This is a genomic window from Aliisedimentitalea scapharcae (genome assembly GCF_045277565.1).
Lineage (GTDB): Bacteria > Pseudomonadota > Alphaproteobacteria > Rhodobacterales > Rhodobacteraceae > Aliisedimentitalea > Aliisedimentitalea scapharcae.
Genome location: NZ_CP123584.1, coordinates 225,211 through 247,651, shown reverse-complemented (window position 1 = coordinate 247,651; position 22,441 = coordinate 225,211). Strand labels below are relative to the sequence as shown.

Below are 22,441 nucleotides of genomic sequence, written 5' to 3'. Positions count from 1 at the left end.
TGATCAATGCGACAGAACTACAGAACATAACGGCTCACATCCGCGGACCGGGTCAGTTCGCCCAGGTTTTTTTCGACAAAATCGGCGTTGACGGTAACGCTTGTTCCGGACTGGTCGGGCGCAGCGAAAGACAGATCCTCAAACACACGCTCCATCACCGTATAAAGCCGGCGAGCCCCAATATTTTCGACAGATTGGTTCACGTCGGCTGCAATCTTGGCCAATGCGGCGATCCCATCATCGGTAAAGCTGACTGTGACCTCTTCGGTGCCCATCAGGGCGGTGTATTGCAAGGTCAACGCATTGTCAGTCTCCGTCAGGATGCGCACAAAATCCTTTTCAGTCAGGGCGCGCAACTCAACCCGGATCGGCAGGCGGCCCTGAAGTTCGGGCAGAAGATCGCTGGGTTTGGCAATGTGGAATGCGCCAGACGCAATGAAGAGAATGTGGTCGGTCTTGATCGGGCCATGTTTGGTGCTGACGGTGGTGCCTTCGATCAGTGGCAACAGATCCCGCTGCACGCCTTCCCGGCTGACATCACCACCGCGTGCGTCAGATCGGGCACAAACCTTGTCGATTTCATCCAGGAACACGATGCCGTTCTGTTCAACCGAATCCAGTGCTGAACGTGTGACAGCTTCGTCATCCAAAAGCTTGTCGGCCTCTTCACCAATCAAAAGTTCATAACTGTCGGCCACGGTAACTTTCTTGCGCACGGTGCGCCCGCCCATAGCCTTGCCGAACAAATCGCCAAGATTCATCATACCGACATTGGATCCAGGTTGGCCGGGGATTTCAAAGCTGCCCATCGGGTTGGATGTGTCAGCCACATCCACCTCGATGACTGTGTCGTCCAGTTCACCAGACTTGAGCTTTTTGCGGAACATCTCGCGGGTGCCTTCGCGGGCCTCTGCACCGGCAATGGCATCAATCACCCGTTCTTCGGCGGCCGTTTGGGCCTTGGCCTTGACGTCTTCGCGCATGTATTCACGGGTTTGCAGAATTGCCGCATCCGCCAGATCACGGACAATCTGTTCCACGTCACGCCCCACGTAGCCGACTTCGGTGAATTTGGTCGCCTCGACCTTGATAAAGGGGGCGCGGGCCAGTTTGGCCAGGCGGCGGCTGATTTCGGTTTTGCCCACACCGGTGGGGCCGATCATCAGGATGTTTTTTGGATAAACCTCGTCGCGCAGGTCATCGGACAATTGTTTGCGTCGCCAGCGATTGCGCAGCGCAACGGCAACGGCGCGTTTGGCGTCGTTCTGTCCAATGATGAACCGGTCCAGTTCGGAAACGATTTCGCGCGGGGTCAGATCGGTCATGGTCACTCATTTCATTGTTTCGATGCGAACCTAATCATGGACGCGGAAAACTCAACCCAATCACAAGATGCTCACGCAAAAACACCCAGCAAACACGATAGATCAGCGGCGCGTGAGCAACCCTTACAATGACTGGTCGGTACACCGAGATTAGGCGAGGGCACAGATGCCCAGGGACGTGAATATGGAGAGAGATCCAATGATCAATCGTCGAAATTTTCTGAGCGTAGCCGTAGCATCCGGCGCAGCGCTGATCATTTCAGGGCCACAGGCATTTGCCGCCGAGGGTGGTCATTTTGAGGGCCGCAGCAAACACATCACCACCGGCAAGGTGAAAATTGTGAAAAAGGATGGTGGATATGTCGTCGAACTGGGTAACGACTTCTCGTTGGACGGAGCACCTGATCCACGTGTCGGTTTGGGCAAAAACGGGAAATATGACCCAGCCACGGATTTGGGCGAACTGCGCAACCTGAAAGGTGGGCAATCTTATGCGGTTCCAGCCGGGGTCGATATTTCCGGCCACAACGAAGTTTACATTTGGTGTCGCAAATTCAACGTGCCGTTGGGCGTTGCAACATTGAACTAACAGGTCGAAACCCACTCACGGATGACCTGACAGGGGTGGCTGGAGACAGCCGCCCCTTTTTTGTTGTGGGAGCAATAGCGGATTAAAGTCAGCTGTCGATTTTTTCGACTGTCAGTCGACCATTTGTATAGACACAAATGTCGGCAGCAATCGCCATTGCGCCGCGGGCCACTTCTTCGGCGGACTTGTCGCTGTCCATCATGGCCCGTGCGGCGGCCAAGGCAAAATTACCACCCGATCCGATGGCGGCCACGTCATGTTCGGGTTCCAGCACATCGCCGGCTCCGGTGATCACGAACATATCGGTGCCATCGGTCACAATCAGCATTGCTTCGAGGTTCTTCAGGTATTTGTCAGTGCGCCAGTCCTTGGCCAGTTCGACCGAGGCCCGCGCCAGCTGACCGGGAGTGGATTCCAGTTTGGCTTCGAGACGTTCCAGCAGAGTAAAGGCATCGGCAGTAGAGCCAGCAAATCCTGCAACCACTTCGAACCCACCGGGTTTCAGGCGGCGGACCTTGCGGGCGGATCCCTTGATGACGGTTTGCCCAAGCGAGACCTGGCCGTCGCCGGCGATTACCACCTCTTTGCCTTTCTTGACGCCAATGATTGTGGTGCCGTGCCAGCCTGGAAATTGATCTTCTGCCATGAATATCTCCGTTTGTTGTTGATCTATATGGCCCCGTGCTCCCATGCGCACAAGAGGTTCAGGTTGCGATGGCTTTTCTGTCTGCCTAACGTGCCATCATGCCCGATGACCGCATTTTGACTTATTACCTGCATGATCAACTGCGCCAGCGGGCAGAGCGAGGTGGGCATAATTTCATTAACCGTATCAACCGTGTCGTCCGGGCAGCGGGCTTTGACATTGCCTATCTGGGTCACGACCCGGATACATTGCAACAATCGGTAGACCGACCGGGATACGCCATGTTCCATATGTCCGATCCGCTTCATGATCGTGCCTTGACCATGCGCAAGGTTTATGAATTTCCGTTCTGGAACATTGCAGATACGGCCAAGCGGTGGGAGTGGCCGGTGGCCATGGCCGATTTCACGCCTTGCCCTGACACACCCAGACAAGAAATGGACCGATTCTATCGATTTTGGAGCAAGCGCCAGTTCGGGGATGCACCGCAGCGCGCCAGAGAGGATGGGTATGTTTATGTTCCGCTTCAGGGTCGATTGCTTGATCACCGATCATTTCAAACCTGTTCCCCCATTTCGATGATCCAAGCAGTACTGGAACACGAACCGCGCCGCAAAGTGATTGCCACGTTGCACCCAAAAGAGACCTATGCGCAGGCCGAACTGACGGCCTTGGAGCGACTCGAGGCTCGGTATCCACGACTTGAGATAGCTGTGGGAGGCATGGTCGATCTGTTGGCCAATTGCGACTATGTTGTAACCCAGAATTCATCCGCGGGGTTTGCTGGGTTCTTTTTCGGCAAACCACTGGTGCTGTTCGGGCGGATCGATTTTCATCACATTGCAGCCAATGTACCCAGAATGGGCGTTGCCCGAGCGCTGGAAATGGCCCCCCAACTGCGCCCGGATTATGCGGCCTATATTTATTGGTTTTGGCAAAAGATGTCGATCAACGCCGGGGTTGATGGCGCGGAGGGAAAGATCCGCGACAGGCTGTTGACGGCGGGCTGGCCGTTGGGTGCCCGTTAACGTTTTGTTCAAGTGCTATGCAAAGCGCGCAGAGCGGGCCTGTTTTTTTGGCAATTGTGGGACTCACCTTTGGACCCTACATGAGCCTCATCAACAAACACACGAACAACCCCAATTCTGAAGGACGTGAAAAATGGCCCATACCCTCGCCCAAACTCAAGCTCCAGTTGGTGCTGTCGCAACTCTGCGTGTTGTCGACTCGCTGATGAACGTAAAAAATTCCGTTGTTGCCTGGAACCAGGCCCGCGTGACTCGCAAGATCCTGTCCCGTCTTAGCGAACACCAGCTGAACGACATCGGTCTGACCCGTGGTGATCTGTTCTGAACCCATGCAGATATTTCAAGGTAATTGAGCCGCACCTCTGATCAGAGGCGCGGCTTTCGTTTTTTCCAGAGCTGTCTTCACTGTGTCAGCTTGTAGGCTCCGGCCAAGTCCGGCAGAAAGGCCTCGACAGCAGCAGTGGCGATCACGTGAACAGTCCCGGCTTCGATATCTTGTATGTCCAGCCCACCGTGGACAGCGCGCACCTGGGCCCGACCTCTGGGCAGATCGCCGGCAACCAGATCACAATCCACCGCATCCGGGTTCTGCACAGCAACGGTCACCTGTACCCGCATTTCGGTATGATCCACCCCCAACTTTGAAAACAGCGTAATCGAAGAATGGTGCAGCGCGTCTTGAACCGCGCGGCGCGCAGCCTTGGTATAGTCCTGACCATATAGATCGTTGCCGGTGCCCATTTCCAAAATGATGCGTTTTTCACCCATCACACGGCCTCCAGATCAAAAGAGACAACGATGGCGGCATTGGCAATTACAGTGCACCCATCGGTGTGGTGTTTGTCCACATTCAGCCCGCCTTTTCTGACCGTGATTGTCGGGGTGCCATATGGAAAAATCTTCTTCAATGCTGCGACATCCACCTTGTCCGGCTGCTGAACGCCAATTTCCGCATCGATGATCATGGCTTCCTTTGGGAAATCAAACAGCTCGGCAATATTGACCGAATTGTGCCACAACGCATCCCGGATCGCTCGATCCGCTGCCTGAGTGTAGTCCTCGCGCCTGAGCGACGTGCCCATTCCGAATTCCACCAATACCCGTGTCTTGGCCATGCTATCTCCGTAATTTTTCAATAGTTTGAGCATACATCGCAGGACCGAGACAGATCCAGTCCAAGGTCGATAGGCAAGCCAGTTTGGCGGCTATCCACAATTTGCAATGTTCTCGCTCCTGACCCAACCGAACGTACCGGTCTGCCATATTGTTTCTTGTGTCATGTCGTGCCGCACCCAGACCCAGCCTTCGGCCTGGGCCGGTGCCAGTTCTTCTTGTGGATAGACAACCAGATCGCCCACAGGGACCTCCCGTATTGCGACTGACGAACTGTCTGGTTCCAAAAATAGGCTCACGCTGGTTTTGTTCTGTGCATGGGAAACGATTGAACATGCAATTGTCGCCTGGGCGGTTGATGCGGTTGTCACGACAACAGCCAAAAAGACGACGAGACAAAGAACATGTTGCATGAGTTTCTTCCCTGTTTGTGCTGGCCAATCTGCAAGCGAGCGTATGACGCTGCCGCGTTCGCAACAAGAACGCCCACAAAAAAAGGCGCCCCAACCGGAGCGCCTTGTTCACAAGATTTGATCACACAGATCAGATCGAATCGTCGATCCAGCTTTTCAACGCAGCCTTTGGGGCAGCGCCAGCACGGTTTGACACGACCTGTCCGTCCTTGAAGATGAACAGGGCCGGAATGCCACGAACACCCATTGCTGCAGCGGCATTCGGGTTGGAATCCACATCAACCTTGGCGATTTTCACGGCACCATTGTATTCGCTGGCCAGCTCTTCCAAAGCGGGACCAATCTGTTTGCAGGGGCCGCACCATTCGGCCCAGAAATCCACGACTACGGGGACTTCGGAATTTTTGACTTCGGCGTCAAATGTATCGTCGGTGACGGCTACGGTGGACATCTGAATGTCTCCTGAGTGTATGGCAACTGGGATCGGAACGTATGTAGCCCGACCGTCGTCGTCAACCCGACAGCTGCCCAATGATGGTGCCTGACACAAGATCGTGTGGTAGCGGCATCAGTGTTGCTGTTCGGGTCCACAGGATTGCAGTGTCGATCCGTTTGTCCGGGTAGATTTGTGCCAGCGCATGGCTATAGGCCGCCATTTGGCGCAACAATCCCAGCGGTACCTCCGAAGGCGTTGTGGGGACCGTGGCATTGGTTTTGAAATCCACCGCCAACACGTGATCAGCCCCGACCACCAGCCGGTCGATCACCCCATGTATCCGCTCCGGGCCCAAATCTGCGGTTACGGAAACTTCGGCCAGCGCATGGGGGGCAAACAGCCAGGCTAGATCAGGGGAAATCAGAACAGTTTTGGCTTCGGCCATCAGATCAGCCAGATCTGGTGCGTCTACCAATAGCATCTCTGCGGCATGATCCCAGTCGGATTGGGGTAGGGCGGGCAGATGTTCGAGAAGAAGATGGATCCGGGTCCCGCGTAGCATTGCGGTTTCTTCGTCCAAACCCTGATCTCCAGGCAAAGCTTTTGGGCCTCCCAATTCAGACGGGCTCAGGGCTCTGGGCGGCGCGATATAGGGGGCTGCCGGAAGCGTCAGAAAGCCGGGCAAGGGGACGATGTGGCGCACATGATGCGCGGGAGTCACCAATTCCAACCCATCCCAGTCGCCGTGTTCCAATCGCAGACAACGACCATTTGGAACCTCTACTTCGATGGCTCCAGCATCGTGCATTGCGGTTTCGACCAACTGGTACCAACTGTCGCCTTCTTTTGACATCTCCCCGGCACCGGCCACAATCAACCACTTTTCCGCTCGTGTTAGAGCCACATATAGCAGACGCAAACGCTCACTCTTTTGCCTGTCCTGTGCCTCGGTTCTGGCCTGCATCAGCGCATCTGGCATCTGATCCTTGGGCAGCTTCCACAAAGGAACGCCCTGGGCCAACATGATTTCGTCATCCCGGCTGGCGCGGCGCGGACCGGTGTCTGGCAGGATCACAATCGGTGCTTCCAATCCCTTGGATCCGTGAACAGTCATCACACGGATCATGTCGCCCGCGGCGCTCATCTGGCGTTTGATTTCCAGATCGTCGGTTTGCATCCAGACGAGAAACCCGGTGAGGCTGGGAATATCCGTGCGTTCATAGGCCAAAGCCTGGGAAAGCAAGGCGTTGATCCCGTCTTCGGCCTCTGGACCCAATCGACCCAGCAATTTTCGCCGCCCGTCATGGCGGGTCAGAATGCGTTCGATCAGATCAAAGGGGCGGAGGAAGTCGGCATTTTTTCGTAAATCAGAAAGAACGCGAAATGTTTCGGGAAACTCCTCCTGACGCTTTCTGAGCGTTTCCCACAGATATTCTTTATTTTGACGGCGATGAGACAGATCAAACAACATTTGTTCTGACCAGCCAAAAAGAGGTGATTTTAATGCAGAGGCTAGAGAAAGGTTGTCCTCTGGCAAGGCCAGAAAGCTCAGAAGCGCTGCCAGATCCTTGACCGCAAGTTCCGCGCCGACCTTGAGCCGGTCTGCTCCGGCAATCGGCAATTCGGCCTTTTTGCAGGCACGGATAATTTCGGAAAACAAATCCGACCGGCGTTGCACCAGGATCAAAAAGTCCCCGGGTTTTACAGGGCGGCGCACAAATGTGCCGCGTTTGGATCCGTCTTCGGGCAATGTTGCACCGCTGTCGATCAGCTGTTTGATACTGTCCGCGATCTGTTCGGCCAGGATGACATTGTGATGCCGCGCGCTGGGCCGGTCTACCGGGTCTGTCCAGTCGCGGTCTTCGTCATCATCGACCTTTTCCACAACTGGCCACAGATCGACCCGCCCTGGCAAATCGGATTTGAATGCGCGATGCAGTGCTTCCTTGTGAAATCCAGCCTGAGGACTGTCGGAAAACACCAGATCAACCAGCCTCAGAATTGCTGCAGAAGAGCGAAAGGAATATTCCAATGTCAGGTCTTCGAGCTGCGAACCGGTATCGCGCAACCGAGCACCGAAATCGGCCTGCATCCTGTCAAAGGCATCTGGGTCGGCACCTTGAAACGAATAAATCGATTGTTTTTTGTCCCCAACGACAAAGATGGTGCGTTCCACATCCGAACGCGCCCCTTCACCGCTGGTGAATTCCTGAGCCAGCTTTTCGATGACGTCCCACTGAACCGGACTGGTGTCCTGGGCTTCGTCCACCAGAATATGGTCGATGCCACCGTCGAGCCGATACAACACCCAAGCCGCCACCGCCGGGTCGTTCAGCAACTGACGTGCTTTTAGGATCAGATCGTCAAAATCAAGCCACCCGCGCAGCTGTTTGCGCCGTTCGTATTCAGGTAGGAACGCAGCGGCAAACGCATGAAGATCCATGGATTTGCGTGCCGCCACCAGCCCCAGCCTTTTGGCGCGCGCGTCTTCGATGCGCAGCATCAACGGCTCTAGCTGATCCATCAGCTCGCCATGAGATTCGCGCAGCTTTTTGGTAGGAAAAGACCCTATCTTGGCGGAAAAAGGCTCTTTGGCGCTTGCTCCGGTTAGAAATACGTTTTCCATAACCGGCAAATCTGGAACCGTAGGTCGGGCAATGGCAGCAAGTTTGACAGCCGCCTTTTGATCATTCGTACCGCCAGTGGACAGCATCGCGCGCGTGCGCTCTAGCAGGTTCTCCTCGCCGCCCAGAAACACTCTTGCTTCCAACGCGGCCTGGTCAAATCCATCGGGCAGATCGAACAACGCCAACAGATCGGATGCGGACATTGGTGTGTCAAAGCTGGCGCGGCGATGGCATATTGCGGCTGTCAGGGTATCGAAATCACTGTCAGTCACATGCTGAGCCATGTCATCGATCAGTGTCACCCGGTCGCCTTTGGCAAAATCCTCGACGATCTCTGCCCGCAACAGCGATGCGGCGCGGTCTTCCATCTCAGAGAATTGTGGGCTGACACCTGCTTCCAACGGAAATCGTCGCAACAGAGACGAGCAGAAGGAATGAATCGTCTGAATTTTCAACCCACCTGGCGTTTCGATGGCGCGGGCGAACAGAGTGCGGGCCTGACGCAAGCGATCTGATGAGATAGCATCCTCGGCACCAAGATCTTCGAGCGCGATCGTCAATGCATGATCATTCAGCATCGCCCATTCGCCCAACCGTTTGAACAGCCGGTTTTGCATTTCCGAAGCTGCCGCCTTGGTATAGGTCAGACACAGGATATGCTGGGGCTGAACCCCACGCAGCAACAACCGGGCCACCCGGTCGGTCAGAACCCGGGTCTTGCCCGATCCGGCATTCGCGGCCAGCCACGTTGACGTATCGGGGCGGGCGGCCTGAACCTGGCGCTCGGTGGCATCGTTGCGCGCACTCATGTCAATGTCTCCGGTTCTGGCATGGCGCTGCGGTCCCATTCACCAAAGCGTGCCAAATGGTCATAATCGCCGTGATCCGTATCCAGATGCAGCATACGGCGGCTGGAAAACCCTTGGTTAGGGTCGAAATAGGTTTCAATCAGTTTCCGCAACTCTGCCCAGACCTTTTCGGGTGGTTCTTTGTCGATGGGCGCAGGAATTTCTTTGAGCGTGCTGCCCAATCCGATGAACAGGGCGCGGGCAACTTCGGCTGGACCAAAATTCGTGAACGCGCCTACGGTGACCATGGCAGTTTCGATCAGCAGTTGTTTTTCGAATTTGATCTGTTTCTTCTCAGACGGTGGTTCGCCGGTTTTATAATCAATCAGATGCAGAAAGCCGCGATCATCTATATCAATCCGATCGGCGCGGCAGACGATGCTGAAATCCAACGGGTCCAGCTGGATTTCTCCTTTGGCTTCGAATGAAACCGGATGACAGGTTGCGCGTCGCGCCAGTTCGCTGGTTATGAATGGTCCGGCAATTCGTTTGATCCTGGCCCACCACAGACGCCGTGCCGTTGGCCAGGGCACATGCTGTTCCAACAGTGCCTCCGATAGATTCAGTAACGCGTCGGCAGTCAAAAGATCCTTGTCATCCACCGAGTCACGGATGAACTTTTCAAACACCTCGTGCACGACAATCCCGCGCAACAATGCATCGGGTGCCTGCACCAGCGGGTTCAGTGGTCTAAGGCGCAGGACATGTTTGGCATATACCGCATAGGGGTCGCGAATTAGCCGGGGAATTTCGGTCACGGTCAATCGACGGGGGCGGGCGTGAACCGGCGGGCGCGGGGATGGTCGGGTTGCCATTGGTATGGGGGTTGGGGTTTCGATCGCGTCCGCCCAATCCAGCCAAGTCTGACCTCGGGCCCGCATATGCGTCAACGCCTGTGGACCACCTTGACCGGGGAGACCGTCCAGCAGGTTGCACAAACGGTTTAACCAGCGGGAGGGCACCGAATCCGCCTCGTCCGAGCGAACGGACCGGGTCAACCAGACTTCGGGCGCGGCGATGGCCTGTTGGAAATCGTGGGCTGACAGGCCGATCCGGCGTTCTGGTAACAATAGCCCGGCCTGGTTTCGCAATGCCCGGTTCAACCAGGGATCGGGTTTGGCAGGTTCCGGCCAGCTGCCTTCGTTCAACCCTGCAAGGACCAACAGATCCGCGCCCATTACTCGCGCCTCAAGCGTCCCCCAGATCATGATGCGGCCATGGGGAGCGTTGTAGTCGTGAACGACGCCTTGTGCCAATATTGCGTTCAAAAGGTCAGCAAATTCGCGTGCCTTCATACTGCCGCCGTGTGTGGCTTCGGCGGTGAGCGTGTCGATGACTTTTCGCGCCTCAAGACCCGCTTTTTCATCCCACAGAATGCCGGACCCACAGGATTGACAGCCAGCAGCAATCGCTTCGGCCAGATCGACCAAACGTTTGACCCATGCGGCCAGTTGCAATGATCCCGCCACGTGTTGGTCAACGAACTGTTTGGATAACCAATCTACCCAACCCGGCGTGATGGCGTGTCTAGCTGCGAACTGTTCAAATTTTTCCGAATCAGGAAAAGGGATTCCCTTATCCCGTATGAACAACTCGAGATCCTGTGAATTTTTCTTGTGTGTGCCCCTCTCGTCTCCCGTATGGGTCAAAGGGTGCTTCAACAAAGTCAACAGCGCATCACCGGTCAATGGCTTGCAGAACAGTTCCGCCACATGGCGCAGAAATCGACCGGGAGGAGACAGCTGCAGCGGCTGGCCTGCGGAATCGTCCGGCAGGATGTCCCAACGATCCAACGCGGCCGAAACCTGGCGGGTCAGCATACGGTCCGGGGTGATCAGGGCCGCAGTTTGCCCGGTTTCAGCGGCCTGTCGCAGACGCAACGCAATGGCCAGCGCTTCGGCTCGTGGGCTTGCCGCTTCGACCAGGGTCACATCGGTGGTGGCCTGATCCAGATCGCTCAGCTTGGGGCCTTCGCTCATCCAGGCATCCGTTACAGGCGCTGGGCGCATGGCGAGGGATACCAACCGATTGCGCGCTGTTGAAGGTGCCGGATCGTTGGTCCAACGTTGAATATCCTGCGGTGACAGATCTAAATCACGCATCAGACGGTGGAATCGGAATTGAGGATGATCTTCGGAAATCATCGGATCATCCAGCCCGCGCCAGACGTTGTCAGGTTGGTCAAAGTCAAAGCCGGGCAGGATGACAGCCCCTTGGGGCAGGCGGGCAATGGCCTGCATCAACATCAACGTCGTGCCACGCGATCCGGTCGACCCCGCCAGAATAACGGGATGTTGTGGTGGACTTTCCTGCCATTCTTCGATCAGGTTCAACACGATCTGCCGCTGTCGCGCCTGGGTATCAACGGGATGGTCATGCTGGCTGAGGAAATCATCCGCGATGTCGATAAACTTCTGCGCACGGCTCCAGTGGTTGGACATGTCGGAAACATCCAATTCCCGGATTACTTGCGGAGCGACTCCTTCGCTCTGCATTTCGTCAATCAATTCTGCAAGGCTGTCGGCCAGGTCGAATAGAGATGACCGTGCGGCCAAGTCTGGTTGCGCGTCCAACAGCTTTGCGACCAGTTGTGACAATTCCAGCCGACGCCGTAATGAAGGTAGGGCCCGGGGTAGTTTGTGTGCGCCAATGGTGGTCAAAAGCGATAATCGCGGCAACAGAAGAGCCGGTCCACTGTCAAACAACGTGTTGACGCGTCGGTACATTCGGTCTGTGTTGACGATCAGCTCGACCCGGGCCAGCGCATCGGAAGATTGACCCTGGGAGCGATGCATCAGCCCGTCCACCAGGGCACGCGGAAAATCAACGCCACAAGGCAGGGCAAAAACGCGGGGCTTGTCGGTGGGTTCAAACATCAGATTGTCTCAACAGGGTTTCGGCCAGTGGGATGCCTTCGGGGTGCCCAACGTCACACCATTTTCCGGGATATTTCGCACAATAGAGCCTGTTTTTGGCCGAAATTGCGTTCCACAAAATATTCAGGGAAAACACCCGATCGGGGATGTCGTACAGCCCTTCCGGGTTCAGGATTTGCACACCTCCATAGACCAGATTGCCGCCCCGGAACGCCCGACCGTGTTCATCGGAGGAAAAGTCGCCACCGCTCTGGCGTCCAAGTGCCTGTTCCATGGGAACACAGACCAACAGCGCATCCATGCAATCCGGGTTCCACATGTCCAGAGCCAGCTGAACCGGGTTCGGGCCAGACCAGATCGCATCAGTGTTCATGGTGACAATCGGACCATGGCCCAGCACTGGCAGCGCCGCGCGCAAACCGCCGCCAGTGTCCAATATGTCGGGCTGTTCCTCTGAAATGATCACGCCCTGCGGCACCAGATGGTCCGCCAACATCTGTGGTTTGTAATGGGTGTTGGCAACAATCCGGGGTGGATTGACGGCACGGGCAATGCCCAACGTGTGGTCAATCAACGGGCAGTCATCGACTTTTATCAGCGGTTTGGGACGGTCCCGGGTCAGGTCGCGCATACGGGTGCCGAAACCAGCGGCAAACAGCATCACTGGAAGTGTCATTGGCCGCGCAACCGGTCGAGTGTGTCCGAGGTTGGGGCGGGTAGCGACTCGCGTAACATATCCGAAACAGGTGCAAGCACCGGATGATCCAATCCGCGGATGAAATGGCTCCAGACCCGCGGGATCAGATCGACATAATGTGGCTTGCCATGTTCCAGTGATAGTCGGGCGAACACGCCCAGAATGCGCAGATTTCTCTGCACACCTAGAATTGTATAAGCGGTTCTGAAGCCGTGATCATCGATGCCAGTTTGGGTGATGTACCTGTCGATCATTCGCATTTCGATCCCCGGTGGTACATCGCGGCGGGCGTCCTGCAACAGGGATACCAGATCATAAGCGCGATGCCCCGCGCGGGCATCCTGAAAATCAAGCAAACCGACCTGGGCGATGCCCTTGCGTTCGGGTAACCACAACAGGTTTTCGGCATGATAGTCGCGCTGGACCAGAACGCTGTCGCCCTTGATGTTCAGGCGAAGAATATCCTCGAACCTGTTTTCAAAACGGGTTTGCAGTTCCGGTTCCGAACCGCCAAAAACACCCGCGCGATATTTCCCGAATGCAAGCCCGGCCATTTCGGCCATCAATCGTGGGCCATAGCGATCCAGATCGGGCAGGGGTGCCTGATGCAGTTTGACCAACAGATCTGTGGCTCGTTGATACAGCGTGGTTTCCAGCTCTGGATGCTCAGGGATCACTCGGGCGAACAGCGCATCGCCCAGGTCTTCGAGCAGGAGAAACCCATGTTCGGCGTCTTCGGCCAGGACTTCTGGCGCGCTCATGCCTTGGGCTGACAGATGGCGGGCGATACGGACAAAAGGGCGAACATCCTCGCCTTTGTCCCGTGGCGCATCCATCAAAACTGCAGTTGTCCCCGTGTCAGGGTCCGTCAGGCGTTCATAGCGGCGGTTGGAGGCATCCCCGGCCAAAGGAGCACGTTGGGCGTGAGCCCAGGCAGTTTGGGCCAGAAAAAGGTCAGCCAATTGGGGGCGGTCAGTCATGGGTCACTTCCAGCAAATCGGACCATCTCTGATCGGTCCAGCCAAGGGTCAGATGTCGGGTGTCAGCCTCTTCGGGGGCAAGCGAAAAGGAAAGTGTCAGGGCGTTCTCTGGGGTCAATTCAGCGAGCCGGTCAGGCCATTCAATCAGACAGATTGCTGAGGCCATGGCCTCATCCAGGCCCAATTCGACAATGTCATCCACGCAGGACAGCCGATACAAATCGGCGTGCCATAGCTCTCCGGCGTTGGTGTCGTATGTCTGAACCAGGGTAAAGGTAGGCGAGGGAACGTCCTCGGGATAGTCCATGAGAGATTGAATCAAACTGCGGGCGAAATGTGTTTTGCCAGCGCCGATGCTTCCGTTCAGCAACAGGCAATCGCCAGGCACCAATTTAGCGCCCAAACGGGCGGCCAGTTCTGCGGTGTCCTGGGGGGATGAAAGGGTGATTTTCTGCTGCTTTGCCGTCATGCCGCTACAATGGCCCAGCCAATGATCGGCAGCAAGTCAGATCAGGTCAGAACAGGAAGCTGCACAGTGTCTTGCTCGGAAATTTCTGAACCATCCATTTTTGAAAAACAGATCATGGTGGCTCCGTTCTGGATTGGGCTGACCTTGCAGGTGAACCGTTGTCCGCTCCGCATCTCGACCACGTCTTCCCAGCTTTCACTGCGGTGTTCACGCATCTGTACAATGTCACTGACACGACCCCACAACATTGTGGGGCGGCATTTGTCCTGCCAGGCACGACAAGATTCCAGGACAGTCATCTGGGCAAAGCTGGTGTCGGGATCCAGCCCCCACATCGCATGATAGGTCGCATTGGAAAATGTGAGAGTTCCATCTCCGGAAAAAACGGCAATGGCCTGATCCAGGTTATCAACAATCGACTGGCCCAGTTCCAGCTCCGAGCGAAACCGACGGGTCAGGGTGATTTCTGCAGTGATGTCTTCGAACAAGAAGGCCACAGCGCCATCGGGGTGTGGTCGCCCGCTGACCGAATAAACCGAACCGGATGGCAATGACCAAGTTTCCTGATACCGCCCGTCGGCGGCCGCTTCCACCAGGTCTGAAATTCGCTGACGCCAGGATTTGATGTCCTTGGGTTCGGGCATGACGCGGCTGTCGCGGAGCCGGTCAAAAAAGTCGAACAATGTGGGCCGTGAACTGAGAAAATCCGCTTGCAGTGCGGTTAGATCAATCAAGGCGGGGTTGAACAGTGCAAGCTGACGATTGCGATCAAAAATTGCCAATCCGATCGACAGTTGGGCAAAGGTTTTGGCCAGCGTCTGTACAAAGTTTCTTTGTGCTATCTCGGCATCAACAACCGCATTAATATCAACAGCATACCCTAGTTTACCGCCATCATTTGGGACAGTAGAGACGTCAAACCACAGCTTTTGATTGCTGTCAGGGACAGGAATGGAAACGCGGGATTTGCGGCCGGCAACCACCGGCAGGGACAGTTCAGGAAACAGAGGGTCCGAAACCTTGCGCCCGGTTCTTTTCAACCTGTGATGCAAGTTCTCATAAGCTTGGTTGCACCACGCGATGCGTCCTTCTTCAGATTCCCGCCATACCGGATAGGGAGCGGCATCCATGGCCGTTCGCAAGTTCTGTAATTCGGAACCGCATATCGGATTTTCGGGCAATTCCGCTTTGCGCAGGTGAACACGGGTCACGCCGTCAATCCATTCGCAAACGGCCTCGCGCCCGTGATTATTACCAACACCTCCCAAGGTCATTGCGCCGCTCGTGCGCAGCATATCGGGTGTCTCGGGCAGGCCGGGGAATGTCGGAAGCAGCATTTTCCGGATCCCAGACCAGGATGTCGGGTCAGAGCAGGAGCACAGTAATCGGGCGGCGCTGGAGGATTTGTCGATCAGGAGTGTTTCATCAAACAGAAACACCGGGTCATTGACGTTGACGCCCGAGTAGATTGTTGATCCGAATTTGTTCAGTCGCGGTGACAGAACAAAAACAGCCAAAGATGCCGCCGTCAGGCAGATCGCAGCAATGACAAGCCAGTCGAATATTCCAAAGTCCTGCATCTCTTAGCCATGTAGTTTTCCGTTAGGCAGACTCTGGTGGCTAAATGGTTAACGGAGGCTTAACCAACTCGAACTTTGGAGGAATTCAGATTTCAAAATGCTGATTCAGTCCAATTGGCAACGCATTCTTTCCGGACACGGCGTCAATCTGATCGCGGGGCCATTTGACAACTACAATCGCACCACGCCGTTCCACCGGAGTCGTCTTTGTGCCGAGTGGATCAGATCCATTGGCAAAGCTCAGCTCGGCACCTGTGCGCTCCAGCAGGGTTTTGGCGATAAACAGTCCCAATCCCATTCCTTCGTATTCGGGGCGCGTCTTGCGGTCGCTTTCTGTGCGGCGACGGCGAACAAATGGGTCTCCGATCCGACCCAGCATTTGCGGAGGATATCCCCGTCCGTCGTCGGTGATACGTACAGTGATCGTGTCATCAGTCCATGCAGTTTCTACCCAGACATTTGCGCGCGAGAAGTCGACAGCGTTCTGGATGAGGTTGCGCAAACCGTGAATGATTTCGGGCTTGCGCAGAATGGTTGGTTGTTGAAGCCCGCCGCCTTCGGCCGGACCTTCGTCAAAATGCACGTATTTTCCCCGGGTGGTATGCGGCTCAGCGGCTTCATTGACTACAGTTGACAAAGGGGCCTTGCGCAGGTGCAGATCATTTTTACCGGCCCGTCCCATATCGCGCAGAATATCTCGGCAGCGATCGGCCTGTTCCCGGATCAGCGCGGCGTCGTCGCGCAGTTCGGGTCTGTCATCCAGTTCTTCAATCAACTCGGCGCTGGTTAATTTGATCGTGGCCAAAGGGGTGCCCAACTCGTGTGCGGCGGCCGCCACAACTCCGCCCAGGTCCGTCAGTTTCTGTTCACGTGACAACGCCATATGCGTGGCTGCCAACGCATCCGACATAGAGCGTATTTCCGCGTTGATCCTTTGGGAGTAGGCGCTCATAAAAATCACAGCAATAATGATGGCAATCCAATTGCCGAATACAAACAGTTCTGGCACCCGCAGGATAAATCCCTGATCGGTGCGCAATGGTAAATGTACCTGGGCCAGCAGGGTCACCATGATGATGGCTGTGGCCCCGATGATCAGCGTCGATCGCATTCCCATGACATTGGCGGCCACGGTTACTGGTCCCAGAACCAACAGGGCAAATGGGTTGTTCAAGCCGCCAGTCAGATACAACAGCATCGACAGTTGCAGCAGGTCAAACATCACCATCATGAAGTTTTCAAATTCGGTCAGGCGTTTGTTTTCTGGGAACACAAAGATCGCGATCAGGTTGCCGATCACCGAAACGCCGATGGCCATGTAACACAGGCCCAATTCCAGTTGCAGATTGTACAGTTGTTGCGCCACTGAAATGGCAGCGATCTGACCCACAATGGCGACCCACCGCAACAGGATCATCGTGCGCAGGCGAATCCGGTTGTTATTTTGTTGACCGCTGAACAGGCCGATATTGGATTCCGACATTGTGATCCCATCTAGGTTGCATCGGCTGACCAAATTGATAGGTGTCTGCGCCGAAACGTTCAACATATCTTGCACAGCAAGGCAGAGTCTCATGTCCCGTATGTATGCCTATATCGCCGCCGCCGCCGTTGTTTCCGCAGTGGGGGGCACCTGGGTTGCGACCCAGATGATGGGCGGGGACAAGGATCAGTTTGCCCAATGCCGGTCATCCCAGATTGCCGGTGGAACTGCGACCATTGGCGGCCCGTTTGAATTGGTCAATGCCAGGGGGGAAACCGTCACGGACGCGGATGTGATAACCGAACCTTCGCTGGTCTATTTTGGATATACGTTCTGCCCCGATGTGTGCCCGATGGACACGGCGCGCAATGCCGATACCGTAGATGTACTGGCCGAGCGCGGACAGTCGATAACGCCGGTGTTCATCTCGATCGACCCGGAACGGGACACGCCCGAAGTTGTCGGTGATTTTGCTGAAAACCTGCATGAAAAGATGATCGGTCTGACCGGATCTCAGGAACAGGTCAAAGCAGCAAGCAAGACCTACAAAACCTACTTCAAGAAGCAGGAAGGCGATCCGGAATACTATCTGGTGGATCATTCGACCTTTTCTTATCTCGTGTTGCCGGAACAGGGATTTGTCGAGTTTTTCCGTCGTGATGAGACGGCTGAACAGATGGCGGACAAGATCGGCTGTTTTATCGACAACATCTGATGGCGCAGTGTTTGACCTTTGACTCTGCGCCCGTCATATTCGTCACAATAGATGAATAAATTCGCTGCGGAGGACACAAACATGGTCGAAGGCGCCCAGCAGGAGATTGGACCTGATAGGTCATTATTGTTGGTCGATGATGACGAACCCTTCCTGAGACGCCTTGCCAAGGCCATGGAAAAACGTGGTTTCGAAGTGGAAACAGCGGGATCTGTCGCTGCCGGGCGCGCCATTGCCACCGCGCGTCCACCGGCCTATGCCGTTGTGGATCTGCGGCTCGAGGACGGAAACGGGCTCGATGTTGTCGAAGTGTTGCGGGAAAAACGCCCCGATAGCCGGGTTGTTGTGTTGACCGGATATGGTGCGATCGCAACCGCGGTGGCTGCGGTCAAAATTGGTGCGACAGACTATTTGTCCAAACCCGCCGATGCGACAGATATCACCAATGCACTGCTGACCCGCGAAGATGAGCTGCCGCCTCCGCCAGAAAACCCGATGAGCGCAGATCGCGTCCGCTGGGAACATATTCAGCGCGTTTATGAGTTGTGCGACCGGAATGTTTCGGAAACTGCCCGACGGTTGAATATGCACCGGCGGACGCTGCAACGGATCCTTGCCAAGCGAAGCCCACGCTGAGGTTCGCTAGATGACCCAGCCCGAATTCGGTCCTGACCATCAGCCATTGCCAGAAGGCGGATGGTCAGAGAGCCTGACGACGTTGCGCAATGCTATCGTCGTACCTCCGATCGAAAGTAGCTTTGTACAAGAGGCCGGCATTCTGCATTCCGATGGAACGTATTGTCCTGAGGGTGCGCTGTGGCGCAAATACCGACCCATCACCACCCAGCCGGCAATGCCTGATGCCATTGCGGAAACTCTGCCGGGGCGATGGCTGTGGGGCGGGGTGCTGTGGGCGCATTTCGGGCATTTTCTGGTGGAAAGCGCGTCACGGATCTGGCCATTGGCTGAAATGGACACGCCTTTTGATGGTATCCTGTTCATTCCGAAACGCCCGCGTGTCGGTGAAGAGGTGCGTGGTTTTCATCGCGAATACATGTCCCTGATGCAGCCCGATCTTCCAGTTCGGGTAACGGCCCAGCCAATGCAGGTCGAAGAGCTGGTCGTCCCAGGTCAGGGATTTGGTCTGGGATTGATAACGGCGGGTACACAGAAATATAGGGATGCCATCCATTCTCGTTTCGCACGTGACGTCGAACCCGATGGGCCGGAAAAGATCTACATCTCACGGTCCAAGCTGGGGTTGGCCAAAGGTGGCATGCTGGGTGAAGAGCGGATGGAGGATTATCTGCGGGCCGAAGGGTACGAAATCTTTTACCCTGAAAAGCACAGCCTGACGGTTCAACTGGCGCATTACAAAGCCGCCAGGAAAGTCATCGCCGCTGATGGATCTGCCTTGCACCTGTTCGCAATGGTGGGGCGACCGGATCAGCCTGTGGCCATGATCCTGCGCCGTCAATCAGGCGTGGATAATTTGCTGGCAAGGAACGTCAGTCAGTTTTGCGGTAGCAAACCGCTGGTCATCGGAGCCTTGCGGACAGAATGGGTACCAACAAACAAACGTAAATCAAGTCGGCTCAGTTTTGGTGAATTGGACCACTCTGTTATCGGTCCAGCGCTACAGAAATACGGGTTCATCCAGGATGGATCCCATTGGACTGCTTTGTCCGATGAGGACCGCAAACAGGCACTCGAAGACAAAGGGTTGGGTGGCAACGATCGGTTTGTCGAATCCCCAGTGTTTGTCCAGCGGCGGATTCGCCAGATCCGACAGGAGCGCCGTCAACGGCGTGCGCAGCAGGCGCAATCCGACTCCCAGAAAGCCTGATGGCCAATCAATCCAACGCTTCAAGAAGCTGTTGATGACGTGCAGTATAGGCGTTGCGTGCCTCGACCGGAGGACGCAACGTGATGTTCAGATCGTTGATAAGGTCAGTATCTGGGCGACCAAAAAATTTGTTGGCTTCGGTTTTGGTGAAACCGGCAATTTGCACGGCTTCCATCCAGGCGCTGATGCGGTCGGCCTTTTTGATCTGCTTCTTGATGCTAACCGGCAACGCAGCGGGTAGGCCGAACCGGATGTGAATGGCTGCGGTCAATCGTGTATCCAGCTCTTCGTAGGCTGGGCCCACGGATGCTTTCACCGGGGAGATCATGTCTCCGATCACATATTCCGGAGCATCGTGCAGCAGGGCCGCCAGTCGCCACTTTGCCGGGGCTTTGGGGTTTAGCCGACAAAATAGCGTTTCAACCAACAAAGAATGTTCAGCCACGGAATAGGCGAAATCGCCCTGAGTCTGACCATTCCAACGCGCAACAAACGCCAACCCATGGGCGATATCTTCGATCTCGATATCGACTGGTGTAGGGTCAAGAAGGTCCAATCTGCGACCGGACAACATACGTTGCCAAGCTCTGGGTTTTGTTGCCATTTTGGTACACCTTTTGCTCGTTGCCTTGGTTTTGCCACAATTTCGGCGCAGTCTGAAAACCGTATCCGATCACATGCTGCCAACTTTTCTTGAGGACCCGTGGTTTGAAATCCGGGCCACCGATCATGATATCAAGAACGAGGGGGGCGTGTCTTCCTCCCGGGCGTGCCCTCCTCAGATAGCAACCACTATGTGAAGGAGAACGTCATGTTCAAGCGTTTGTTGGCACTATCCCTAACCTTTGGAATGGCCGCATTGGCCCCCCCTGCATTTGCCGCGAATTGCGCGCTGCGCGACACCGTTGTCGAGCGGTTGCAATCCAAATTTGCCGAGCAACTGACCGTCGGGGGTTTGCAAACCGGCGGCAATACGCATTCTGTTCTAGAAATCTGGTCCTCGGACGAAACCGGTACGTTCACGGTCCTGATGACCAATGCAAACGGGATCAGCTGTGTGATGGCGGCCGGTACCGATTTTTTCAAAGCCACACCCATCGAAATCACCAACGATACCGCCAGTTGATAAATGGCTGACGCAGGGTCTTGCCGGTCATACCGGGTCTGCGGGTCTACTTTGTTGCCTCTTTTGCCTAGGAGTGCTAGGGGGCAGCGAAACTGACCCTTTAACCGGAACGGAGCTGACCATGGCCGGGGATTATATCGTCAAGGACATTTCGCTGGCCGAGTTCGGCCGCAAGGAATTGGATATTGCAGAGACCGAAATGCCGGGGCTGATGTCCCTACGTTCGGAATACGGTGAAAGCAAGCCACTGCAAGGCGCGCGGATCGTCGGATCGCTGCACATGACCATCCAGACTGCGGTTCTGATTGAAACGTTGGTTGCTCTGGGTGCGGATGTGCGCTGGGCATCGTGCAACATCTTCTCGACACAAGACCACGCCGCGGCTGCGATCGCAGCGGCAGACATTCCGGTTTTCGCCATCAAAGGTCAAACTCTGGAGGAGCATTGGGACTATCTGGACAAGTCCTTTATGTTCGCTGACGGCCCGAACATGATCCTGGATGATGGCGGCGACGCGACGCTGTACATTCTGCTGGGTGCGCGCGCCGAAGCCGGCGAAGAGATCATCGCGGTTCCGACCTCGGAAGAAGAAGAAGTGATCAAGGTGCAGATCGCAAAACGCATGGCGGCCTCGCCGGGCTGGTTCACCAAGATGCGCGACCAGATCCAAGGCGTTTCCGAAGAGACCACCACCGGCGTGAATCGCTTGTATCAACTGGTCAAGGACGGTCACCTGCCGTTCCCGGCGATCAACGTCAACGACTCGGTCACCAAATCGAAGTTCGACAACAAATACGGCTGCAAGGAATCGCTGGTCGACGGCATCCGCCGCGCCACCGACACCATGATGGCCGGTAAGGTCGCAGTTGTCTGTGGTTACGGCGATGTCGGCAAAGGTTCGGCCGCTTCTCTGCGTGGTGCGGGTGCCCGCGTGAAAGTCACCGAAGTTGACCCGATCTGTGCCCTGCAGGCTGCCATGGACGGGTTTGAAGTCACCCTTCTGGAAGATGAAGTCGCAACCGCCGATATCTTTATCACCACCACGGGCAACAAGGACGTGATCCGCATCGAACATATGCGCGAGATGAAGGACATGGCCATCGTTGGCAACATCGGCCACTTTGATAACGAAATTCAGGTTGCCGCTCTGAAGAACCACAAGTGGACCAACATCAAGGAACAGGTGGACATGATCGAGATGCCTTCGGGCAACCGTCTGATCCTGCTGTCCGAAGGCCGCTTGCTGAACCTGGGTAACGCCACCGGCCACCCGTCGTTCGTTATGTCGGCATCGTTCACAAACCAGGTGCTGGCGCAGATCGAACTGTTCACCAAAGGTGACGAATACAACAACGACGTTTATATCCTGCCCAAGCACTTGGACGAAAAAGTCGCCCGACTGCATCTGGATCGGATTGGCGTGAAGCTGTCGAAACTTGATGCCGATCAGGCCTCATATATCGGCGTGAGCCCGGATGGCCCGTTCAAGCCGGAACACTATCGTTACTGATAGCTTTCGGAAAATACGTAAAGTCGCAAGCCGTCATGGGTTCCATGGCGGCTTGTTTATTTTTGTTTTCCACTTTTAGATAGGACCGATTTCAAAATACTTGTTTCAGTCTGGGAGTAGTTCCTGTGAGAGTT

Annotated in this window: 21 protein-coding genes; 8 read left to right on the top strand and 13 right to left on the bottom strand. The window is 55.6% G+C overall.

Features of this window, described 5'->3' with window-relative positions:
- Positions 1 to 17: 17 nt before the first annotated feature.
- Positions 18 to 1,325 carry an ATP-dependent protease ATPase subunit HslU gene (gene hslU, locus QEZ52_RS01250; RefSeq protein WP_406647251.1) on the bottom strand — a complete coding sequence of 436 codons (1,308 nt, stop codon included), beginning with the start codon at positions 1,323 to 1,325 and terminating at the stop codon, positions 18 to 20.
- 199 nt (positions 1,326 to 1,524) lie between these two features.
- Here hslU and QEZ52_RS01245 point away from each other — a divergent pair, with 199 nt between their 5' ends.
- Positions 1,525 to 1,914, top strand: a complete 390-nt coding sequence (locus QEZ52_RS01245) for a DM13 domain-containing protein (protein WP_406647248.1) — start codon at positions 1,525 to 1,527, stop codon at positions 1,912 to 1,914.
- Between the two features lie 88 nt (positions 1,915 to 2,002).
- On the opposite strand, the gene hslV is transcribed toward QEZ52_RS01245, so the two are convergent.
- On the bottom strand, positions 2,003 to 2,560 hold the full coding sequence (gene hslV / locus QEZ52_RS01240; RefSeq protein ID WP_406647246.1) for an ATP-dependent protease subunit HslV: 558 nt from the start codon (positions 2,558 to 2,560) through the stop codon (positions 2,003 to 2,005).
- A gap of 98 nt (positions 2,561 to 2,658) precedes the next feature.
- On the opposite strand from hslV, the gene QEZ52_RS01235 reads away from it, so the two are divergent.
- Together QEZ52_RS01235 and QEZ52_RS01230 are read left to right on the top strand one after the other, a co-directional pair.
- The gene (locus QEZ52_RS01235) at positions 2,659 to 3,588 is read left to right on the top strand and encodes a hypothetical protein (protein ID WP_406647244.1); all 930 of its coding nucleotides are present in this window, start codon (positions 2,659 to 2,661) and stop codon (positions 3,586 to 3,588) included.
- Between the two features lie 133 nt (positions 3,589 to 3,721).
- Positions 3,722 to 3,913: a DUF1127 domain-containing protein gene (locus QEZ52_RS01230; RefSeq protein WP_406647242.1), complete on the top strand. Its 192-nt coding sequence runs from the start codon at positions 3,722 to 3,724 to the stop codon at positions 3,911 to 3,913.
- Between the two features lie 77 nt (positions 3,914 to 3,990).
- Here the strand turns inward: QEZ52_RS01230 and QEZ52_RS01225 are convergent, their stop codons facing one another.
- From QEZ52_RS01225 to regB, 10 genes are all read right to left on the bottom strand, one after another.
- Positions 3,991 to 4,356 carry a Lin0512 family protein gene (locus QEZ52_RS01225; protein ID WP_406647240.1) on the bottom strand — a complete coding sequence of 122 codons (366 nt, stop codon included), beginning with the start codon at positions 4,354 to 4,356 and terminating at the stop codon, positions 3,991 to 3,993.
- Positions 4,356 to 4,703, bottom strand: a complete 348-nt coding sequence (locus QEZ52_RS01220; protein ID WP_406647238.1) for a Lin0512 family protein — start codon at positions 4,701 to 4,703, stop codon at positions 4,356 to 4,358. Before QEZ52_RS01220 ends, QEZ52_RS01225 begins: the two co-directional genes overlap by 1 nt.
- A 541-nt stretch (positions 4,704 to 5,244) precedes the next feature.
- The gene (gene trxA, locus QEZ52_RS01215) at positions 5,245 to 5,565 is read right to left on the bottom strand and encodes a co-chaperone YbbN (RefSeq protein WP_406647236.1); all 321 of its coding nucleotides are present in this window, start codon (positions 5,563 to 5,565) and stop codon (positions 5,245 to 5,247) included.
- A gap of 61 nt (positions 5,566 to 5,626) precedes the next feature.
- The gene (gene addA, locus QEZ52_RS01210; protein ID WP_406647234.1) at positions 5,627 to 8,986 is read right to left on the bottom strand and encodes a double-strand break repair helicase AddA; all 3,360 of its coding nucleotides are present in this window, start codon (positions 8,984 to 8,986) and stop codon (positions 5,627 to 5,629) included.
- Complete coding sequence (gene addB, locus QEZ52_RS01205) at positions 8,983 to 11,901, bottom strand: double-strand break repair protein AddB (RefSeq protein ID WP_406647232.1); 2,919 nt, start codon at positions 11,899 to 11,901, stop codon at positions 8,983 to 8,985. Before addB ends, addA begins: the two co-directional genes overlap by 4 nt.
- Positions 11,894 to 12,577, bottom strand: a complete 684-nt coding sequence (locus QEZ52_RS01200) for a nucleotidyltransferase family protein (protein ID WP_406647230.1) — start codon at positions 12,575 to 12,577, stop codon at positions 11,894 to 11,896. The genes addB and QEZ52_RS01200 overlap by 8 nt, the downstream gene beginning before the upstream one ends.
- Positions 12,574 to 13,578, bottom strand: coding sequence for an aminoglycoside phosphotransferase family protein (locus QEZ52_RS01195; RefSeq protein ID WP_406647228.1), 1,005 nt, complete (start codon positions 13,576 to 13,578; stop codon positions 12,574 to 12,576). Before QEZ52_RS01195 ends, QEZ52_RS01200 begins: the two co-directional genes overlap by 4 nt.
- Positions 13,571 to 14,047, bottom strand: a complete 477-nt coding sequence (gene tsaE / locus QEZ52_RS01190; protein ID WP_406647226.1) for a tRNA (adenosine(37)-N6)-threonylcarbamoyltransferase complex ATPase subunit type 1 TsaE — start codon at positions 14,045 to 14,047, stop codon at positions 13,571 to 13,573. Before tsaE ends, QEZ52_RS01195 begins: the two co-directional genes overlap by 8 nt.
- A 41-nt stretch (positions 14,048 to 14,088) precedes the next feature.
- A complete protein-coding gene (locus QEZ52_RS01185) occupies positions 14,089 to 15,627 on the bottom strand; it encodes a PAS-domain containing protein (RefSeq protein WP_406647224.1) in 1,539 nt (512 codons plus the stop codon).
- A gap of 85 nt (positions 15,628 to 15,712) precedes the next feature.
- Positions 15,713 to 17,110, bottom strand: a complete 1,398-nt coding sequence (gene regB, locus QEZ52_RS01180; RefSeq protein WP_406647221.1) for a sensor histidine kinase RegB — start codon at positions 17,108 to 17,110, stop codon at positions 15,713 to 15,715.
- A 91-nt stretch (positions 17,111 to 17,201) separates the two neighbouring features.
- Here regB and QEZ52_RS01175 point away from each other — a divergent pair, with 91 nt between their 5' ends.
- From QEZ52_RS01175 to QEZ52_RS01165, 3 genes are all read left to right on the top strand, one after another.
- Positions 17,202 to 17,825: an SCO family protein gene (locus QEZ52_RS01175; RefSeq protein WP_406647219.1), complete on the top strand. Its 624-nt coding sequence runs from the start codon at positions 17,202 to 17,204 to the stop codon at positions 17,823 to 17,825.
- An 81-nt stretch (positions 17,826 to 17,906) separates the two neighbouring features.
- Complete coding sequence (locus tag QEZ52_RS01170) at positions 17,907 to 18,461, top strand: ActR/PrrA/RegA family redox response regulator transcription factor (RefSeq protein ID WP_406647216.1); 555 nt, start codon at positions 17,907 to 17,909, stop codon at positions 18,459 to 18,461.
- A gap of 10 nt (positions 18,462 to 18,471) precedes the next feature.
- A complete protein-coding gene (locus QEZ52_RS01165) occupies positions 18,472 to 19,671 on the top strand; it encodes a DUF563 domain-containing protein (protein WP_406647214.1) in 1,200 nt (399 codons plus the stop codon).
- A gap of 7 nt (positions 19,672 to 19,678) precedes the next feature.
- Here QEZ52_RS01165 and QEZ52_RS01160 read toward each other — a convergent pair whose 3' ends face one another.
- Positions 19,679 to 20,275 carry an HD domain-containing protein gene (locus QEZ52_RS01160; protein ID WP_406647212.1) on the bottom strand — a complete coding sequence of 199 codons (597 nt, stop codon included), beginning with the start codon at positions 20,273 to 20,275 and terminating at the stop codon, positions 19,679 to 19,681.
- Between the two features lie 207 nt (positions 20,276 to 20,482).
- Here QEZ52_RS01160 and QEZ52_RS01155 point away from each other — a divergent pair, with 207 nt between their 5' ends.
- Both QEZ52_RS01155 and ahcY read left to right on the top strand, forming a co-directional pair.
- Positions 20,483 to 20,797, top strand: coding sequence for a hypothetical protein (locus QEZ52_RS01155; RefSeq protein ID WP_406647210.1), 315 nt, complete (start codon positions 20,483 to 20,485; stop codon positions 20,795 to 20,797).
- Positions 20,798 to 20,918: 121 nt separating this feature from the next.
- Positions 20,919 to 22,307, top strand: coding sequence for an adenosylhomocysteinase (gene ahcY, locus QEZ52_RS01150; protein WP_406647208.1), 1,389 nt, complete (start codon positions 20,919 to 20,921; stop codon positions 22,305 to 22,307).
- Positions 22,308 to 22,441: the final 134 nt, after the last annotated feature.

Excerpts from the sequence above, each read along its gene's own strand:
- QEZ52_RS01220 (WP_406647238.1), bottom strand. The coding sequence starts at position 4,703 with ATGGCCAAGACACGGGTATTGGTGGAATTCGGAATGGGCACGTCGCTC.
- trxA (WP_406647236.1), bottom strand. The coding sequence starts at position 5,565 with ATGTCCACCGTAGCCGTCACCGACGATACATTTGACGCCGAAGTCAAA.
- ahcY (WP_406647208.1), top strand. The coding sequence starts at position 20,919 with ATGGCCGGGGATTATATCGTCAAGGACATTTCGCTGGCCGAGTTCGGC.
- regB (WP_406647221.1), bottom strand. The coding sequence starts at position 17,110 with ATGTCGGAATCCAATATCGGCCTGTTCAGCGGTCAACAAAATAACAAC.
- QEZ52_RS01185 (WP_406647224.1), bottom strand. The coding sequence starts at position 15,627 with ATGCAGGACTTTGGAATATTCGACTGGCTTGTCATTGCTGCGATCTGC.
- addB (WP_406647232.1), bottom strand. The coding sequence starts at position 11,901 with ATGTTTGAACCCACCGACAAGCCCCGCGTTTTTGCCCTGCCTTGTGGC.
- addA (WP_406647234.1), bottom strand. The coding sequence starts at position 8,986 with ATGAGTGCGCGCAACGATGCCACCGAGCGCCAGGTTCAGGCCGCCCGC.
- tsaE (WP_406647226.1), bottom strand. The coding sequence starts at position 14,047 with ATGACGGCAAAGCAGCAGAAAATCACCCTTTCATCCCCCCAGGACACC.
- QEZ52_RS01225 (WP_406647240.1), bottom strand. The coding sequence starts at position 4,356 with ATGGGTGAAAAACGCATCATTTTGGAAATGGGCACCGGCAACGATCTA.
- QEZ52_RS01170 (WP_406647216.1), top strand. The coding sequence starts at position 17,907 with ATGGTCGAAGGCGCCCAGCAGGAGATTGGACCTGATAGGTCATTATTG.
- QEZ52_RS01195 (WP_406647228.1), bottom strand. The coding sequence starts at position 13,578 with ATGACTGACCGCCCCCAATTGGCTGACCTTTTTCTGGCCCAAACTGCC.
- QEZ52_RS01160 (WP_406647212.1), bottom strand. The coding sequence starts at position 20,275 with ATGGCAACAAAACCCAGAGCTTGGCAACGTATGTTGTCCGGTCGCAGA.
- QEZ52_RS01175 (WP_406647219.1), top strand. The coding sequence starts at position 17,202 with ATGTCCCGTATGTATGCCTATATCGCCGCCGCCGCCGTTGTTTCCGCA.
- QEZ52_RS01165 (WP_406647214.1), top strand. The coding sequence starts at position 18,472 with ATGACCCAGCCCGAATTCGGTCCTGACCATCAGCCATTGCCAGAAGGC.
- QEZ52_RS01235 (WP_406647244.1), top strand. The coding sequence starts at position 2,659 with ATGCCCGATGACCGCATTTTGACTTATTACCTGCATGATCAACTGCGC.
- QEZ52_RS01245 (WP_406647248.1), top strand. The coding sequence starts at position 1,525 with ATGATCAATCGTCGAAATTTTCTGAGCGTAGCCGTAGCATCCGGCGCA.
- QEZ52_RS01230 (WP_406647242.1), top strand. The coding sequence starts at position 3,722 with ATGGCCCATACCCTCGCCCAAACTCAAGCTCCAGTTGGTGCTGTCGCA.
- QEZ52_RS01200 (WP_406647230.1), bottom strand. The coding sequence starts at position 12,577 with ATGACACTTCCAGTGATGCTGTTTGCCGCTGGTTTCGGCACCCGTATG.
- hslV (WP_406647246.1), bottom strand. The coding sequence starts at position 2,560 with ATGGCAGAAGATCAATTTCCAGGCTGGCACGGCACCACAATCATTGGC.
- hslU (WP_406647251.1), bottom strand. The coding sequence starts at position 1,325 with ATGACCGATCTGACCCCGCGCGAAATCGTTTCCGAACTGGACCGGTTC.
- QEZ52_RS01155 (WP_406647210.1), top strand. The coding sequence starts at position 20,483 with ATGTTCAAGCGTTTGTTGGCACTATCCCTAACCTTTGGAATGGCCGCA.